At 61.7% G+C, this 16,919-nt stretch carries 20 protein-coding genes; 15 read left to right on the top strand and 5 right to left on the bottom strand.

The window, feature by feature from the left end:
- Positions 1–39: 39 nt before the first annotated feature.
- Positions 40–789, bottom strand: coding sequence for a DUF5642 family protein (locus tag FFI94_RS12770; RefSeq protein ID WP_260684054.1), 750 nt, complete (start codon positions 787–789; stop codon positions 40–42).
- Positions 790–1,139: 350 nt separating this feature from the next.
- Here FFI94_RS12770 and FFI94_RS12765 point away from each other — a divergent pair, with 350 nt between their 5' ends.
- From FFI94_RS12765 to FFI94_RS12755, 3 genes are all read left to right on the top strand, one after another.
- Entirely contained in the window at positions 1,140–2,099 is a 960-nt protein-coding gene (locus FFI94_RS12765; protein WP_138868189.1) for a proteasome assembly chaperone family protein, read from the top strand.
- 175 nt (positions 2,100–2,274) lie between these two features.
- A complete protein-coding gene (locus FFI94_RS12760) occupies positions 2,275–3,312 on the top strand; it encodes an alpha/beta fold hydrolase (RefSeq protein WP_138868188.1) in 1,038 nt (345 codons plus the stop codon).
- A gap of 26 nt (positions 3,313–3,338) precedes the next feature.
- Complete coding sequence (locus FFI94_RS12755) at positions 3,339–5,843, top strand: RNA helicase (RefSeq protein ID WP_138868187.1); 2,505 nt, start codon at positions 3,339–3,341, stop codon at positions 5,841–5,843.
- Between the two features lie 54 nt (positions 5,844–5,897).
- Here the strand turns inward: FFI94_RS12755 and FFI94_RS12750 are convergent, their stop codons facing one another.
- The gene (locus FFI94_RS12750) at positions 5,898–6,305 is read right to left on the bottom strand and encodes a DUF5997 family protein (RefSeq protein ID WP_138868186.1); all 408 of its coding nucleotides are present in this window, start codon (positions 6,303–6,305) and stop codon (positions 5,898–5,900) included.
- Positions 6,306–6,361: 56 nt separating this feature from the next.
- Between FFI94_RS12750 and FFI94_RS12745 the strand changes: the two genes are divergently transcribed.
- From FFI94_RS12745 to FFI94_RS12720, 7 genes are all read left to right on the top strand, one after another.
- Positions 6,362–7,210, top strand: coding sequence for a LysR substrate-binding domain-containing protein (locus FFI94_RS12745; RefSeq protein WP_138868185.1), 849 nt, complete (start codon positions 6,362–6,364; stop codon positions 7,208–7,210).
- Positions 7,211–7,266: 56 nt separating this feature from the next.
- Entirely contained in the window at positions 7,267–8,652 is a 1,386-nt protein-coding gene (locus tag FFI94_RS12740) for an FAD-binding oxidoreductase (protein ID WP_138868184.1), read from the top strand.
- Positions 8,653–8,815: 163 nt separating this feature from the next.
- On the top strand, positions 8,816–9,190 hold the full coding sequence (locus FFI94_RS12735) for a WXG100 family type VII secretion target (RefSeq protein ID WP_260684480.1): 375 nt from the start codon (positions 8,816–8,818) through the stop codon (positions 9,188–9,190).
- Entirely contained in the window at positions 9,190–9,351 is a 162-nt protein-coding gene (locus tag FFI94_RS33645) for a hypothetical protein (protein WP_185993184.1), read from the top strand. Before FFI94_RS12735 ends, FFI94_RS33645 begins: the two co-directional genes overlap by 1 nt.
- Positions 9,351–9,803 carry a colicin E3/pyocin S6 family cytotoxin gene (locus FFI94_RS12730; protein WP_138868182.1) on the top strand — a complete coding sequence of 151 codons (453 nt, stop codon included), beginning with the start codon at positions 9,351–9,353 and terminating at the stop codon, positions 9,801–9,803. Before FFI94_RS33645 ends, FFI94_RS12730 begins: the two co-directional genes overlap by 1 nt.
- A gap of 3 nt (positions 9,804–9,806) precedes the next feature.
- Entirely contained in the window at positions 9,807–10,052 is a 246-nt protein-coding gene (locus FFI94_RS12725) for a hypothetical protein (protein ID WP_138868181.1), read from the top strand.
- A 163-nt stretch (positions 10,053–10,215) separates the two neighbouring features.
- Positions 10,216–11,193: a hypothetical protein gene (locus FFI94_RS12720; protein ID WP_138868180.1), complete on the top strand. Its 978-nt coding sequence runs from the start codon at positions 10,216–10,218 to the stop codon at positions 11,191–11,193.
- A 33-nt stretch (positions 11,194–11,226) separates the two neighbouring features.
- Here the strand turns inward: FFI94_RS12720 and FFI94_RS12715 are convergent, their stop codons facing one another.
- Positions 11,227–12,153, bottom strand: a complete 927-nt coding sequence (locus tag FFI94_RS12715; protein ID WP_138868179.1) for a LysR substrate-binding domain-containing protein — start codon at positions 12,151–12,153, stop codon at positions 11,227–11,229.
- Between the two features lie 197 nt (positions 12,154–12,350).
- Here FFI94_RS12715 and FFI94_RS12710 point away from each other — a divergent pair, with 197 nt between their 5' ends.
- From FFI94_RS12710 to FFI94_RS12700, 3 genes are all read left to right on the top strand, one after another.
- Positions 12,351–12,938 (top strand): peroxiredoxin, encoded by a 588-nt coding sequence (locus FFI94_RS12710; RefSeq protein WP_033234808.1) that lies wholly within the window; start codon positions 12,351–12,353, stop codon positions 12,936–12,938.
- Positions 12,939–12,940: 2 nt separating this feature from the next.
- Positions 12,941–13,480: a carboxymuconolactone decarboxylase family protein gene (locus tag FFI94_RS12705; RefSeq protein ID WP_138868178.1), complete on the top strand. Its 540-nt coding sequence runs from the start codon at positions 12,941–12,943 to the stop codon at positions 13,478–13,480.
- A gap of 90 nt (positions 13,481–13,570) precedes the next feature.
- Positions 13,571–14,251, top strand: coding sequence for a PhzF family phenazine biosynthesis protein (locus FFI94_RS12700; protein ID WP_138868177.1), 681 nt, complete (start codon positions 13,571–13,573; stop codon positions 14,249–14,251).
- Here the strand turns inward: FFI94_RS12700 and FFI94_RS12695 are convergent.
- Positions 14,237–14,935, bottom strand: a complete 699-nt coding sequence (locus FFI94_RS12695) for a hypothetical protein (protein WP_138868176.1) — start codon at positions 14,933–14,935, stop codon at positions 14,237–14,239. The genes FFI94_RS12700 and FFI94_RS12695 overlap by 15 nt on opposite strands.
- A gap of 18 nt (positions 14,936–14,953) precedes the next feature.
- Between FFI94_RS12695 and FFI94_RS12690 the strand changes: the two genes are divergently transcribed.
- A complete protein-coding gene (locus tag FFI94_RS12690) occupies positions 14,954–15,208 on the top strand; it encodes a hypothetical protein (RefSeq protein WP_138868175.1) in 255 nt (84 codons plus the stop codon).
- Positions 15,209–15,217: 9 nt separating this feature from the next.
- Here the strand turns inward: FFI94_RS12690 and FFI94_RS12685 are convergent, their stop codons facing one another.
- Positions 15,218–16,444: an aspartate aminotransferase family protein gene (locus FFI94_RS12685; protein ID WP_138868174.1), complete on the bottom strand. Its 1,227-nt coding sequence runs from the start codon at positions 16,442–16,444 to the stop codon at positions 15,218–15,220.
- Positions 16,445–16,584: 140 nt separating this feature from the next.
- Here FFI94_RS12685 and FFI94_RS12680 point away from each other — a divergent pair, with 140 nt between their 5' ends.
- Entirely contained in the window at positions 16,585–16,902 is a 318-nt protein-coding gene (locus FFI94_RS12680; protein ID WP_138868173.1) for a DUF2322 family protein, read from the top strand.
- Positions 16,903–16,919: the final 17 nt, after the last annotated feature.

Raw genomic sequence — 16,919 nt, 5'->3', positions numbered from 1 at the left:
CCGAGTACACGATGCGTGTCGGTGCCTCGTGCATGATTCTCAGCTGCCGGCGCGCACTTTCTGAACAGCGGCGGTAAATGCCTCGTCCAGCGGCGCGGTGGACGGCTTGGTTGCACCGAATGTCATCAGCGTGACGGCAATGCGCACGTCACCCACCTGGGCCATCAAGGTCAACATCGTTTGGCCCCCGGTAGCCGAGGACGGTGTCGATACCGTGCGGCGCAAGGACAACGTTTGATCGGCATTGATCGGCGAAGGCGGCAAGATGACCGTCGTGACCGTCGACGTCACACCGTTTGCGGTCACCTTCATCGACGTGCAATCTTCGGTCTGCGCTTCCAACTTGGTCAGGCTGGTCTCACTCCGGGTGAGTTCCACCGAGATTGTCGATCTGCTCGCGTTGTCGGTGCCCACAGCCATCACGGTCCCCATAGGTCCGTAGTCCTGTTCGGGTGGGGCACAGTCGGCCGGGTCGACGGTCGCTCCGCGCGGAACGCCCACCAGATCCGGCGCGGCCATTGGAACAGCCTGCGCGGGAAGTACTACTGCGTCGAATGGGGGCGGAAACTCTGCAGGGGTCAGCAGGAGGTCCGCCAGCGGCGCGGCCTTGGTTGAAGCGGTGGCGCTCGTAGTGGTCGATCCCGCTGCGCTGGTCGGCGCGGACCCCGCTGGGCTTGTCGGCGCGGACCCCGCGGCGGCGGGTGTCTGTCCGCCGGCATCGGGCAACGCCTCCCCGGGAACCGACGAGGAACACCCCACTGCCAATCCCAGCGCGGCAACGACAGTCACGACGCCTGTGAGCCTCGACCTGCGCGATCCCCGACCGACCATCACGTGTGCCTCCATTCGGCTGCAGCCGAATGGGAGAAATCCACCACGGCAGTACCTCATCGACACTCTGCCATGCTCAATCTGCCGGGTCGTGGATCTCCGCCCTCTCGGTGAGAGTGTCGACCCGGACGGCATGCTTCGCTCCTGGCGAACGCATCCGCATCGGAATTCGGGAATGCCCGAGCACACGAAGCGCGTTCCACCAAAGGAACCTCGGCAAACGACGACTCGACTGCCGACTCCACTGCGAATCGGCAACGGCCGATAGTGGACACTGGAAACAAGCACCGTGAACGAAGGGGACTGCGATGGACGACCAGTCGAAAATGTACGAGCTGGAATTCCCGGCACCGCAGTTGTCGGCTGCCGACGGCCAGGGACCGGTTCTCATCCACGGACTCGAGGGCTACTCGGACGCGGGTCATGCCGTGAAACTTGCGACGAAGCATTTGCGTGAGAGCCTCGAAACCGAACTTGTCGCGTCGTTTGCCGTGGACGAGTTGATCGACTACCGATCACGTCGTCCCACGATGACGTTCAAGGCAGATCATTTCTCGGACTACGACACGCCTTCCATCAACCTTTACGCGCTTCGTGACACGGTGGGAACACCCTTCCTGCTGCTTGCCGGCATGGAACCCGATCTCAAGTGGGAACGGTTCACCACCGCTGTCCGCTTGCTCGCCGAACAGTTGGGCGTGCGCCAGACCATCGGACTCAATGCGATCCCGATGGCAATTCCGCACACCCGTCCGTTGGGCCTGACTGCACATTCCACGAACAAGGACCTGATCGGCGATCACCAGCGCTGGTCCGGCGAACTGCAGGTTCCCGGCAGCGCGTCGTCGCTGTTGGAATTCCGGATGAGCCAGCACGGCCACGAAGCCGTCGGTTTCTCCGTTCATGTTCCCCATTACCTCGCACAGACCGATTACCCGGCTGCCTCCGAGACCTTGCTCGAAAATGTGGCGTCGGTGTCCGGGCTCGAATTGCCGCTCGCCGCCCTCGGTGAGGCTTCGGCGCGTGTCCTCGAGCAGGTTAACGAGCACATTGCCGGGAACGAAGAAGTTCAGACTGTAGTCCACGCTCTCGAGCGCCAGTACGACACCTTCGTGACGGCGCAGGAACAGCAGGCGTCGCTGCTCGCCGGTGAGGCCGACCTTCCCAGTGGAGACGAGATCGGTGCCGAATTCGAGCGGTTCCTGGCCGAACAGGCAGGCAGCGGAGAGTTCGACACGCCGGATGACGGCGAATCCGACCGAAACTGACATATGAGCTGCGGAATTGCGCACATCGTGCGCATTCCGCAACCTCGTCGTTACCTGAGATGTTGTTCTCGATACATCTGTCGGATAGCCTCAAATTCTGCGTGACTTTTGTTGACGGCTCAACAAATCGGGGCGATTCAGTCAACAGCGGTCACGCGCTGATACTGGAGGCGACATGAGCAGACCCCGAACGCGGCAGCTCCGGCCAGTTCCCGACGAGGAACCGCGGATGATGTTTCGGACGATTCACGGTTACCGTCGAGCTTTTCGCATTGCGGGCGAGGGCCCAGCAGTTCTGCTCCTGCACGGCATTGGCGACAACTCGTCCACGTGGACGGAGATCATCCCCCATCTGGCCAAGAACTACACCGTCATCGCCCCTGACCTTCTCGGACACGGCCGCTCCGACAAGCCTCGGGCCGATTACTCGGTAGCGGCCTACGCCAACGGCATGCGCGATTTGCTGTCCACTCTGGGCATCGAGCACGTCAGCGTCGTTGGGCATTCGCTCGGCGGCGGTGTGGCGATGCAATTTGCGTACCAGTTCCCCGACATGGTCGATCGACTCGTGTTGGTCTCGACCGGCGGCATCACCAAGGACGTTCATCCGATTCTTCGGCTGATGTCGGTGCCGGTGGTAAACGAGGTTCTCAAACTCCTGCGAATTCCCGGAGCGATGCCCATCGTGCGCCTCGCCGGTACTCTCGCCGGCGCCGTCCACGGATCGAACCTGCGGCCGGGAACCATGCTGCACGACACTCCCGATCTGATTCGCGTTCTCGCCGAACTTCCCGACCCCACTGCCTACGAGGCCTACTTGCGGACGTTGCGCGCAGTGGTCGACTGGCGAGGTCAGGTCGTCACAATGCTCGATCGGTGTTATCTGACGGAGAATTTGCCGGTTCAGTTGATCTGGGGTGACGAGGATTCCGTGATTCCCGTCTCGCACGCGCACCTCGCGCATGCGGCGATGCCCAACTCCCGACTCGAAGTTTTCCGTGGATCCGGGCACTTCCCTTTCCGCGACGACCCCATGCATTTCCTTCAGGTGATCGAAGAGTTCCTCGCGAGCACAGCGCCACTAGTATTCGACGAGGCGCACTGGCGGCACATGCTCATTGCCGGGGTTGGCGAAAACACCATCACCGGTTCGTCGTCGACACGCATGGCAGTACTCGATGCGATGGGCTCCGACGAGCGCAGCGCAACCTGATCACCGCCAGCGGCTAACCTGTACAAGTGCTGCTGACGGAACTGCTCCCCGACAACGCGGATCCCGATTCCGTTTTCGACGCCTTCTTATCCTGGACAATCGAGCGTGGTTTGACGCTCTATCCTGCCCAGGAAGAGGCTGTGATGGAACTGGTCTCGGGTGCCAATGTCATTTTGGCTACCCCAACCGGTTCCGGAAAGTCGATGGTGGCGATCGGTGCGCATTTCTACGCGATGTCCCAGGGCAAACGTACGTATTACACCGCGCCCATCAAGGCGTTGGTGAGCGAGAAGTTCTTCGCCCTGTGCGAGGTGTTCGGCGCGGAGAACGTCGGCATGATGACCGGCGACGCTGCCGTCAACTCGTCGGCTCCCATCATCTGTGCGACAGCGGAGATCGTCGCGAATCTCGCGTTGCGCGAGGGACCCGATTCCGACATCGGCCAGGTCGTGATGGATGAGTTCCATTTCTACTCCGAACCGGATCGTGGGTGGGCCTGGCAGGTTCCGCTGATCGAACTGCCGCACGCCCAGTTCTTGCTGATGTCGGCAACTCTGGGCGAAGTGGACTTCTTCTCCGAGGACCTCACGCGTCGCACCGGCAAGCCCACCACCGTCGTTTCCGGTACCGAACGCCCTGTCCCCCTGATGTTCTCGTACGCGACCACTCCGGTCGGTGAGACCATCGAAGAGTTGGTCACCACCAACCAAGCTCCCGTGTACATCGTGCACTTCACGCAGGCAGCGGCTCTCGAACGAGCGCAAGCGCTCACGAGCGTCAACTTCTGCTCCAAAGCGGAGAAGGAAGCAATTGCCGAGGCACTCGGCGGATTTCGCTTCACAACAGGATTCGGCAAGACCCTCTCCCGGTTGGTTCGCCACGGCATCGGCGTTCACCACGCGGGCATGCTGCCCAAGTACCGACGGCTCATCGAAGTACTGGCTCAGGACGGCCTACTCAAGGTCATCTGCGGCACCGACACACTCGGCGTCGGCATCAACGTTCCGATCCGCACTGTGTTGCTGACAGGTCTCGCCAAGTACGACGGCGTCCGCACCCGCCATCTGAAGGCTCGTGAGTTCCATCAGATCGCGGGTCGTGCCGGTCGCGCCGGTTACGACACGATGGGCACCGTCGTCGTGCAGGCACCGGAACATGAGGTGGACAATCTGCGAGCAGTCGCCAAGGCGGGCGACGATCCGAAGAAGATCAAGAAGATTCAACGCAAGAAGGCTCCCGAGGGATTTGTCTCGTGGAGCGAAGCCACGTTCGACCGCCTGGTTGCGGCATCACCGGAACCATTGGTGTCGCGGTTCTCCGTCAGCAACTCCATGCTGCTCAATGTTATTGCCCGACCTGGTAATTGCTTCGACGCGATGCGACATCTGCTGGAGGACAACCACGAATCGCGTCCGGCGCAACGCAAGCACATCCTCAAAGCGATCTCGCTGTACCGCGGATTGCTGAGCGCCGGCATTGTCGAACGCCTCGACGAACCCGACGAGCACGACCGGATGGCGCGGTTGACGATGGACTTGCAGCGCGACTTCGCCTTGAATCAGCCGCTCTCGCCGTTTGCACTGGCCGCGTTCGAACTCCTCGACGTCGAATCCGATACGTACGCACTCGATGTCGTGTCCATCATCGAATCGACACTCGACGACCCCCGTCAGGTATTGATGGGCCAGCAGCACTTCGCCCGCGGTGAGGCTGTTGCGCAGATGAAGGCCGACGGTATCGAGTACGAGGAGCGCATGGAACTCCTCGAAGAGGTCACCTGGCCGAAACCGTTGGCCGAGTTACTGTTCCCTGCCTTCGAGATGTACCGCGGCGGTCATCCGTGGATCACCGAATTTGCGCTCTCCCCCAAATCCGTCGTGCGCGACATGATCGAACGCGCGATGACCTTTGCCGAATTGATCAGTCACTACGGCCTCACCCGCTCCGAAGGACTGGTTCTGCGTTACCTTGCGGACGCCTACCGGGCACTGCGCCAGACCGTGCCCACCGAGGCCCGTACCGAAGAACTCGAAGACATCATCGAGTGGCTGGGTGAGTTGATCCGACAGGTCGACTCGAGCCTGCTCGACGAGTGGGAGTCTCTCACCGACCCAGGCGCCGAGGCCGACACCGAAGAGGTTGCATTCGGCGCCGATATCCCCCGGCCGATCTCGGCCAACCCGCGTGCGTTCCGCGTCATGGTGCGCAACGCGATGTTCCGTCGGATCGACCTCGCGTCGCGGCGGCAGTGGAACGAACTGGAAAACCTCGACGACGGTATCGACGCCGCCGAGTGGGAAGAGCAGCTACTCCCCTACTTCGAGGAGTACAACTCGATCGGAACGGGGCCGTCAGCGCGTGGGCCGGCGTTGTTCCAGGTGGTCGAGGAAGGTGAGTTCTGGCGAGTGCGTCAGGTGCTCGAGGACCCGGAGGGTGATCACGGCTGGGCACTGCTCGGCGTCGTCGACATCCCGGAGTCCGACGCGTTGGGTGAAATCGTGTTCGACGAGCTCAGCATCGTCGAGGGCTAGCACTGCTGTGCGCCTTTGTTAACCGCCCGCGGTTGACAAAGGCGCACAGCGGGCTCAGCCGCGGCGTGCTTTGCGCGGCTGATTGCGGCGCGACGCGCGCTTTTCCTTGATACGAAGGTTTTCAGCGCGCACCTCCGCTTGCAGTGCGCGTTCTTTCTCCAGCCACTCGGGCTTTTCTTCCAGCAGGGCAGCAACCTGATCCGTGGTGAGTGCCTCTTCGACACCGCCGCGAGCAAGGCCGGCGATGGAGATGCCCAGCTTTGCGGCGATGACCTGCTTCGGGTGCGGGCCGGTGCGGCGCAGTTCCAGCAGCCACTCCGGAGCTTCGATCTGAAGCGCGGTCAGTTCTTCACGGGTCACGTCGCCTTCCTGGAACTCTTTCGGTGTTGCTTCCAGGTACACACCCAGCTTCTTGGCAGCCGTCGTCGGCTTCATCGTCTGGGGCGTTTTGTTCGACGTCATGCGTCAAGAGTAGCCAGCCATCGCGTCACGTTTTACCAAGGCGGTAGCCTTGGCGGGTGAGCAACGCGGATAGTCCGGCAATTTTTCGACTCGCGTATGCCCCCGGGGTAACGCCGACCAAGTGGATTCGGGTGTGGCACGAGCGGCTTCCCGACGTCCGTCTGGAGTTGGTCCAGTTTCCGGTTCTCGAGGTTGTCGCAGCGCTGCGGGCGGGAGAAGCCGACGCCGGTCTGGTTCGGTTGCCGATCGATCGCACCGAACTCAGCGCGATATCCCTGTATGCGGAGACACCCGTCGTGGTGATTCCCAAGGATCATGTGTTCACCGCTGTAGAACAGATTTCCGTGGCCGATCTGGATGAGGAGATTGTGCTCGATCCTCTCGAGGACACCCTCGAATGGCCGACCCGTCCGGGCAAGGCAGCAGCCGAGCGGCCGGAAACGATCGCCGACGCCATCGAGTTGGTTGCGGCCGGCATCGGCGTTGTTGTTGTCCCGCATTCGGTGGCGCGGTTGCACCATCGCAAGGATCTGACCTTCCGTCCGGTTGCCGGCGCTCCCGAGTCTCCGATCGCCTTGGCATGGTTGGAGTCCAAGACCACAGAATTGGTCGAAGAACTCATCGGCATCGTGCGCGGACGTACTGCTCAGAGTTCACGCGGACGCAACGGTCAACCCGCCGAGAAGATCAAGGGTTCGGTCAAGGCAAAGCAAGCGGCAAAGGAACGCCGTGCCGAGGCGGCCAAAGCCGACCACAAAGCCAAGAGTGGCGGAACGGCAAAAAGTGTTTCGGGCCGCAACACCAGCAGCGGTAAGGCGAAGGCCGGTGGCAAGGCGGGTAGCGGCAAGTCCGGCGGTACCAAGAGTTCGGGTGGCCGGTTCACGGGCAAACCGAAGGGCCGCTAGCGGGGAGTTCCTCCAACTCACCTCGCATTCCGGAGTTCTGCGCGCATGATGGAGTCATGACTTCGGTTGATTCGACGGTCCTGGCAGAACTGATCGCGGCACTGCCGGACGGTGCGCTCGTCAGCGATCCGGACCTGACGGCTGGTTACCGGCAGGACTGGGCGGCAGATCCGAATGCCGGCACCCCTTTGGCTGTTGTCCGGGCCACCTGCACCGAAGACATCCAGGCTGTGATGCGCTGGGCAACCGAACACCGTGTTCCCGTCGTTCCGCGCGGTGCCGGCTCAGGACTCTCCGGTGGTTCGAGCGCTGTCGACGGCTGTGTCATGGTCAGCACCGAGAAGATGCGTCAGATCACGATCGATCCCGTGGCTCGCGTCGCTGTCACGCAGCCGGGTCTGATGAATGCCGAGGTCAAGAACGCTGCCGCTGAGCACGGACTCTGGTATCCACCGGATCCGTCGTCTTTCGAGATCTGTTCCATTGGCGGCAATGCCGCTACTAATGCGGGCGGACTCTGTTGTGTGAAATATGGTGTCACCACCGATTATGTGCTTGCCCTGAAGGTAGTACTCGCCGATGGCACCGCGGTGTCATTGGGTGGTCCGTTACTGAAAGATGTTGCCGGGCTTTCACTCACGAAACTGTTTGTCGGCAGCGAAGGCACTCTGGGCATCATCACGGAACTGACGTTGCGCCTCATTCCCGCTCAGCCCCCGGCGTCGACGGTGGTGGCATCATTCGATTCTGTCGAGGAAGCCGCGGACGCAGTGTTGGCTATTACCGGCAACATTCGGCCGGCAATGCTCGAGTTCATGGATCACGCCAGCATCAATGCCGTCGAGGATTCGGTCCGGATGGGACTCAACCGGAAGGCTCGAGCACTGATTCTGGCCCAATCCGATGCGCCCGGCGCCGCTGGCGAGCTCGAGATCGAGAGCATTGTCGCGGCCTGTGAAAACAACGGGGCTACCGAAGTTTTCGCGACAGACGACAAGGCAGAGGGTGATGCTTTCACTGCGGCCCGACGGGCGGTGTTTCCTGCCGTTCAAGCGTTGGGGAATCTGCTCCTCGAAGATGTCGGCGTTCCGATGCGAGCACTGCCGCGATTGATCACCGGGGTGGAAGCAATCGCTGCGGACCTGGATGTCCTCATCTGCACCGTCGCGCACGCCGGCGACGGAAACACTCATCCGCTGATCGTGTTCGACCCGTCTGATCCCGATATGACCGAGCGCGCCCAGATCGCATTCGGTCGGGTCATGGATCTCGCAATTGCACTGGGCGGCACCATTACCGGCGAGCACGGTGTGGGCCGGATCAAGCGCGACTGGTTACCAGCTCAGCTGGGCGAGGACGTCATGGCGTTGAACCGGAAAATCAAAGATGCGCTTGATCCCCTAGGAATTCTCAATCCCGGCGCGGTCATCGCTGCGAAATAGTCACGCGTCGCGAGTCCACTTTTGCTGACGCCCGGCGGCGAAATTCGCATTGCCAAACCTCTGCGTGCGCACGCCGTCAACACCACGAATTGGTGGCATACAGTCACATTGGTCTACACTCCGTCGAGATTTACACTGACCGGGGGGACCAGTAAATGCGTAGATCCATCGTGGGGATAAACAGCACCAAAGCGGCAAATTACCTGTACCAGAATTCAATTGGCAGGTACTGATGCGCTGCGATCCCGAACAGATGCACGCGACGGCGACACGAATATCAGACCTCGCTGACGAATTCTGGGACGACGTGGAAACGCTGCGCCGCGATGCCGAATCCCTGATGACCAACGAATGGACCGGTGACGCCGCCCGCGCCCATGCCGCACTGTGGGCCGAGTGGGTCGACTCCGCCCGGCAGGTCGCGGGCGCACTCACCGAGGACGCCGGACTGCTGCATCAAGCAGCTACCGAGTACCGCACCACCGACAACAACAACGCGGGCGGGATCTCCACCGTTCAACTGAACATGGACTTTTGATGGGCCGCTATACCGCCGACACCGAGCAGATCCTCGGTCTCGGCGGCAGGGCGAAGCAGATCGACATGCGCACTGCCCTGTCCGAACTCGAATCGATGGCCAGGGGCGCGCACGATCGCTATCTCGCCAACGCGAGACACAACAGTGGGATGTGGCCCTGATGGCGCCGATCACGATGGACCCCGCAGTCCTCATCGACGCTGCGGCACAGTACAAAACGGTCAGCAACAGCACTGACAGTGTGATCCGCCTGCTCGGTGAAACGCTCCAAATCAATTGGCGGTGCGCCGGAACCGACAACGCGGGAGCCGGGTGGGCCGCGAGCTATGACCCCGCCGCATTTGATGCCGCCGCCGCCGGAACAAACATTGTCAACGCGTTCAGCAAAATGCACGATCTGCTCGCGGCGACCGGTGTCAACCACGCCAACACCGAGCGATCGAATACCAACCCGCCGGAGCCCCCGGAGGGGCCGGCGTCGCAGCTTCCGACCGTGTCGGCACACGGCGCCGTCGAGAAATACAGCAAGAACGGCACGCATCTAGGCGAATTCGATCCCGCCACCGGAACGCAGACTAAACCCTCCGACCCTGGCCGTAGAGCAGGAAGATGAGACATGTGGCATCTCGAAGCCTTCGACAACGACACCGAGCTACGCACCGCCAAATACCTATTGCACGATATGACTGTCGAAATCGTAAAAGAAATTCTCGGCATCGACGATAGCGACTTCGAATTACCAGTCATAGCCGGTCAGAGTGGCGTACCTCACGACAAAGTGCTCGAGTTCGCAAAATACATCCATGAACCGATCGAAGTAGACCCAAACTGTGAATACGAGGTTGGCCTATTCGCCGACTGAACAAGACATTCACTTGAGTTTCGGCCGTATCTCACTCGCCAGGGCTGCTGTGGAGTGCCTACCGGCCTCGAGCCCAACCGAACATTCACGAAGATCGGCGCGATCTGAATGCACCCAACTGAGACCTCGCCAAAATCAAGCACAACGCAGAGAGGTAGCCCTAATGCCGCCCACACCGTTCGAGCCTCGGATCCTCCTCGACGCGGCCACAGATTACAACGCGATCAGAAGTTACACCGAGGACGTAATCCGTTGGCTTGCTACAGCACTCGACACATACTCCGCGTGCGCCGGGAGCGACAACGCCGGCAAAGACTGGGCGGAGGGCTACGACCGCACTGCTATCGACGCCGTTGCCGCCGGAATGAACATCGCCAACGCGTCCGCGAAGCTGCACGACCTACTTGCAGCGACGTGGGTCAACTACATCAATATCGAGCGATCGGAGAAGATCCCAGCAGAACCCGCCGAAAGTGCTCCCCCACAGCTTCCTGCTTCTCCTGCACCGTCATTCAAGGGCTCGGTGGGCGGCGGCGCCGACGCACCGGACGGATGGGAGTTGATCAGCCGGCAAATCGACGGGCGTCAGTGGCCCGACGGGAAGCCTGACAAACTGCGCGCACTCGCTTCCGTATGGCGCACGGCTTCCGATTGTCTACGCGATGCAAACGGCACAACGGGCAACGCCTGGGGCAACATCGAAGAATTTGCCTCGGACGAGGTGCCACATGCCCTGGCATACATGAACGGCGTCTACGTTTCCGCTAGAGACGTCTACGAAAAGTACGAGAACCTGGCGACTGTGTGCGAAGACTGGGCCGAGACGATCACCGATGCCCGCCGGCGCATTGTCGACACCATCGGGACTGCCATTGTCACCGATGCGAGCGCAAGGCCAGGGATTGCGGACAACATCGGCGCCATACTCGACACACTCGATGTCGCGGCACACACCGCAATCGTCACCCTTACCACTGTCGGCGTCACGCTCTCAAATGTCGCCGATGGACTCCGGCCAATCCTCGAGACAAATCCGGCTACCTTCGACGCCAGGGTTATCGAACGCGGAGCCTTGTGGAATTTCCACAAGGCTCCGGAGTTTCTTCCAGGGTTTCCGGATGCCAAACCCGTCAAATATTGATCTGAGGGAATCAAGCCGGCCTCAATGACAGCGTCACTGAGTGATCGTCTGCCCCGGCGCCACGGATTTCACCACCTCCGCCAACTGCCCGAACCCTTCGGCACGGCCGCTGGACGAGCGGAACACAAGTCCGATAGTCCGGCCGGGGGCCGGCGCCGTGAATGTCGCCGTGGCGAGTTCACCTCGCCGACTCTCGACCGGCACAGCCGATTCGGGGACCAAGGTCACACCGAGGCCGCCGGCAACACACTGCACGATCGTCGCCAAGGATGTTGCCCGGGTATCCCCGGAGAGCGGGTGGGCGTCGACGGAGCGGCACAGATCGAGCGTCTGGTCCCGCAGGCAATGCCCGTCGTCGAGAAGTAGCAAGGGCAGTTCGTCGAGGACGTCTGCCGTGAGATCACTGCGCCCCGCCAACGGGTGGCCGACTGGGACGACAAGAACAAAATCCTCGTCGTAGAGCGGTATCTCGATCAGCCCAGGCGCGCCGGCGGGCAGCGCGAGCAAGGCCAGATCGAGGGCACCCGATCGCAGCGAGTCGAGCAGTCGTGCGGTTTGGTCCTCGATGACGTGAGGGGCAACCGTCGGCATGGATGCCCGCAATGCCGGCAGCAGTGACGGCAGAATGTACGGCGCGACAGTGGGAATCAGCCCGATCCGAAGTGGCCCGGCCAATCGATCCCCTATTCCGGCGGCGCTCGCAACAAATCCGTCGGCGGCTTCGAGGATCAGCTTCGCTTGGCTGAGGAGCCGCTGACCGTCGCCGGTGACGAGGACGCGTCGGGTACTGCGTTCGATCAATTGCACGCCGAGGCCCGATTCGAGCGCGGCCAACGCCTGCGAGAGTGTGGGTTGGCTCACACTCAAACGTGCTGCAGCGGTGCCGAAGTGGCGATGTTCCGCCACCGAGACGAAGGCACGCAGCTGTGACAAGGAAGGTTGATAAGTCTGATCAGCCATGCCTATCAGTGTAGTGCCACCTATCACCTTTACCTTTTGACCACTTTGATGCAGAATGGACTCATACCAAAAAGCGCCGGTCATGCACCACGACGGTGAGACCCGCTTCGGCGGTATCGAGAACTTTCGATCACAGTCATTCGTGATCGTGCGTGTGAGAAAAACCTGTTCACAAGACAAGTAGGAGGACGAGACATATGGCTCTGCTGACAATCGGCGACCAGTTCCCGGCATACAACCTGAAGGCCGTTATCGGCGGCGACCTCTCCAAGGTCGACGCTCAGCAGCCCGACGACTACTTCACTCAGATCACGAGCGACGATTACGCCGGCAAGTGGCGCATCGTCTTCTTCTGGCCCAAGGACTTCACGTTCGTGTGCCCCACGGAGATCGCAGCATTCGGCAAGCTGAACGACGAGTTCGCAGACCGCGACGCACAGGTTCTCGGCGCTTCCGTCGACAACGAGTTCGTTCACTTCCAGTGGCGTGCACAGCACGACGAGCTCAAGACCCTCCCCTTCCCGATGCTCTCGGACCTCAAGCGCGAGCTTGCCGAGGCCACCGGCGTCCTCAACGCTGACGGCGTTGCAGACCGCGCGACGTTCATCGTCGACCCCAACAACGAGATCCAGTTCGTCTCCGTCACAGCCGGTTCCGTCGGCCGTAACGTCGACGAGGTTCTCCGCGTTCTCGACGCTCTGCAGAGCGACGAGCTGTGCGCCTGCAACTGGAAGAAGGGCGACCCGACGATCAACGCCGGCGAGCTGCTGAACGCGAGCGTCTGATCATGAGCGTCGACAACCTGAAAGATTCGCTTCCCGAGTACGCCAAGGATCTCAAGCTCAACCTGAGTTCCATTGCACGCACCACGGTTTTGAACGAGCAGCAGCTGTGGGGCACCCTCCTCGCAACCGCGGCTGCCACCAAGTCGGCGACCACGCTCAAGGAGATCGCAGCCGAGGCGGCAGACAATCTGTCTGCTGAGGCGTACAACACAGCGCTCGGCGCAGCGGCGATCATGGGCATGAACAACGTCTTCTACCGCACCAAGGGCTACCTTGACGGTAAGTACGACGACCTTCGTGCGGGCCTGCGGATGAACATCATCGGCAACCCGGGCGTCGACAAGGCCGACTTCGAATTGTGGTCGCTCGCGGTTTCCGCGATCAACGGCTGCAACCATTGCCTCGAAGCTCACGAGAACACCCTCCGTCAGGAAGGCGTTTCCCGCGAGGTCATCTTCGAAGCGATCCGTGCCGGTTCCATCGTCATGGGTGTCGCGCAGGCTGTCGAGGCCAACGAGATCCTCTCTGCCGCACAGGTCTGATCTCAGACCGACGCAGTAGTCGACTAAACCCTCCCCACCTTCCATGGTGGGGAGGGTTTAGTCGTATTTCCCGCGCGCTACTGTGGACCGATGGGCATCGAAGTGAGTGTGGTCCGGGTTTTCACGGACGAAAACGGAAAGCACGGCAACCCACTCGGGATTGTCGACGCTTCACTGGTCGCACTATCCGAACGGCAAGAAGTCGCCGAGGCACTCGGGTACAGCGAAACGATTTTTGTCGATCTCCCCGATGTGGGCGCCACACGAGCGAGCGCCCAGATCTTCACTCCGGCAGCAGAACTCCCCTTTGCCGGCCATCCCACGGTCGGTCTCACCTGGTGGCTGCACGAGCAGGCTCGACCGGTGACAACACTGGGCGTCCCCGCCGGCGAACTCGATGTGCGCCACAGCGGCAACCTCATGTGGGTTCGCGCCCGCGCCGAGTGGGCGCCGGAGTTTGCCCTCTACCCTCTCGAAACGGTGGACGACGTGATCGACGCCGTTCCGTCGGACTACGAAACCGACCACTCCTACCTGTGGGCGTGGCAGGACAAACTCGAATCTTCCATCCGCTCAAGGATGTTCGCACCGGAAATGGGAATCCCCGAGGACGAAGCTACCGGCTCGGCAGCGCTGCGCATCACCGATCACCTCCGGAAATCACTTCGGATCACTCAGGGACGGGGATCAATCCTGCACACCACCTACTCACCCGATGGGTGGCTGGAGGTAGGCGGACGCGTGGTTGCCGAGCAGTCACGAACTTTGTGACTGCCCTGCCGGATTCCGTCCTGCCTCGAGGTCCGCGGCGCTGAGCGTCACGGCAATTTCGTCGCCGAGCACGACTCCGGGTGCGAGCGGCAGTTGATCGCCACTCCAGAACTTGCCGGGGTCGAACCAGTTGATGCGACGGTTCCCGACCATCAGACCCATTGCCTCGTACGTCTGCGCGACAACTTCGGCACAGTAGGCGCTTTCGATGCCCGACGCCGGCGCTTCGGGCTTCTTCCGGAACTTCGGGACGCGCCCGCCGAACCAGCGTGACGCAAGCTTAGCGGTGGAAGGAAACGGCGTGCCGTCCAAGCGGGCAATGGTGCGCAGCAACGCATCCTCTTGTTCACGCGCGACCGGAGTGTCGAGTTGCCGAAGCCAACCCTGCTGACCGTACTTGGCTCCCCACACCTGCACAGCCGCCTTCAGATCGTGCAGCTGCACACCACGTTGGAAGCGACCGGTCCACATGTCCTGCAACGAGTGACCGAGCTCCGCGTGCCACATGAGCGGTGGCAGATCGTCGATCACCACCGACATCCCGACGTGGTTGACCGGGCTGTTGGTGAGCGTCTGAATTGCCTTGTCGGCCGTGGAATCTCCGCGAAAGATCCAGATATCGCCAGTGCGGGTGACACTGGCAGCCTCGTCGAGAGTCACCTGAGAGCGCGATCGTCTGTCCATAACCTCTAGCCTAGAGGGATGACACTTCGCGCCTCGCACGTATGGAAGCTCGTCGGCCTCGCCGGCGCTATGGGGGTCGCGGCCACCGGTGTACTCGCCGTGCGGAATGAGCGAGCGCGTCGGGCGTACTCCCCCGACGAGATTCGCTCCGTTCTCCACGAGCGATACACGCAGGCGTATGCCAGGGCGTCGGAGCAGGACACCATCGAACTGGAACCGGTCCCGAGCACACTGCGGCGCCGGATGAAGAAAATCTTCCGACGCCGCAGCTAGTTCGAAAATTTATCCGAGAGCGGCGAGGATTCCCGCAGCCATCTCGGCCACCTGATCGTCCGTCATCACGAAGGTCGGGGAAATCTGCATAGCTCCCTGACCTGCCGCGCGACCCGAGATTCCGTGCTCGCGCAACGTCTTCACGAACGGCAGTGCCTCGGCCGGGTCTGCCAACTGGACCGCGGCGACGGCGCCGAGTCCACTGCGGACCTCGGATACTCGCGGGTGCTCGGCCAGCGGCTGCAAGTGTGTGTGCAACGACGCTTCGAGCCGCTTGGACTCGGCGAGCAGGTTCTCACGCTCGAGGATGTCGAGGTTTGCCATGGCGGCGGCTGCCGCTCCGGCGTGCCCACCGTAGGTGTAGCCGTGACGCCACCAAGCGCCGTTGTAGAACGGCTCGGCGACGCGAGGAGCGATGAACACGGCACCCATCGGAACGTATCCGGACGTCAAACCCTTTGCGGTGGTCATCATGTCGGGCTGCAGATCGAAACGGGTCGAGGCGAACCACTCGCCACCGATACGTCCGAAGCCGGTGACAACCTCGTCGACCACAAACAGAATGTCGTGTTCACGGCAGATGTCACGAACCTCGGCCAGGTAGCCCTCCGGTGGAAGGTACACGCCGCCGGCACCGATGATGGGCTCGGCGAAGAATGCGGCGATCTTGTTCGCGCCGACCTTCTCGATCAATTCGAGGAGGCTCTTGGCGTCGTCCCAGCCGACGGTGGCAGCATCGGCCATCAGCTCGCCGTACCCCTCACGGTTGACCGGGATGCCGGCGAGAGCTGTTCCCGCAACATGCATTCCGTGGTAGGCCTTCTGGCGTCCGACGATGATGTTCTTGTCGGGCTGGCCGACCTCGTGCCAGTACCGCCGCGCCAGCTTCGCTGCGGTGTCGACGGAATCGGAACCACCCGAGGTGAAGAAGATCTTGCTGCCGGGAACCGGCGCGATCTTCGCGAGACGCTCGGCCAATGCCTGTGTGGTTTCGGGGACAAAATCACCGAAGTTGGAAAAGTGGGCGATCTTCGACAGCTGAGCGGCAACGGCGTCGGCGATCTCGGTGCGGCCGTGGCCCACGTTCGTGAACCAGAGCCCGGCAGTTGCGTCGAGGTATCGATTATCCTGCGAGTCCCAGATGTACGCGCCTTCACCGCGAGAGACGACAAATGCGCCGTTCTTCTCGACCGCGCCCATATCCGCGAACCCGTGCCACAGTGCCGAAGCCATCATTTTCCCCTTCGAGTCCAAACGAATACCAACGATGCTGGTGTGCAAACGATGTGCAGCAACTATATCGACACCACAAATCTGCCCCCGAGTGATGCTGCCCAGCGTGGGCGTCCCCGTGCTGGGCACGTAATCTCATCACCATGACTTTTGCCGAGAATCTTGCCGCCCTCCCCTCGATCGATCACCTCGCCGCCATCAACGTGCTCGACGCCGACGGCACAGTCATCGACACCGTGGAGAACAAGCCGGGCAAGTCCGGTTCGGTCAAGGTCTACAACCACTTGGCGCAGGTCTACGGCGCAATCACCCCTGAAGCCGCAACAGCTGCACTGGCAATCTTTGCCGAGCACACCGAAGATGCGCGCGCGAACCCGGGCAAGCACCCCAACATCGACCGTCTCGATCAGGTTCTTGCCACCGGCAACACCCTCGGACTTCAGGAAGTTCCAGCGCAGTAGCGGGCGCGCACCGTCGT

It is taken from the genome of Rhodococcus sp. KBS0724, assembly GCF_005938745.2.
Taxonomy (GTDB): Bacteria; Actinomycetota; Actinomycetes; order Mycobacteriales; family Mycobacteriaceae; genus Rhodococcus_F.
Note: the sequence above shows the minus strand (reverse complement) of the source record. Positions and strands in the feature narration are given on the sequence as shown.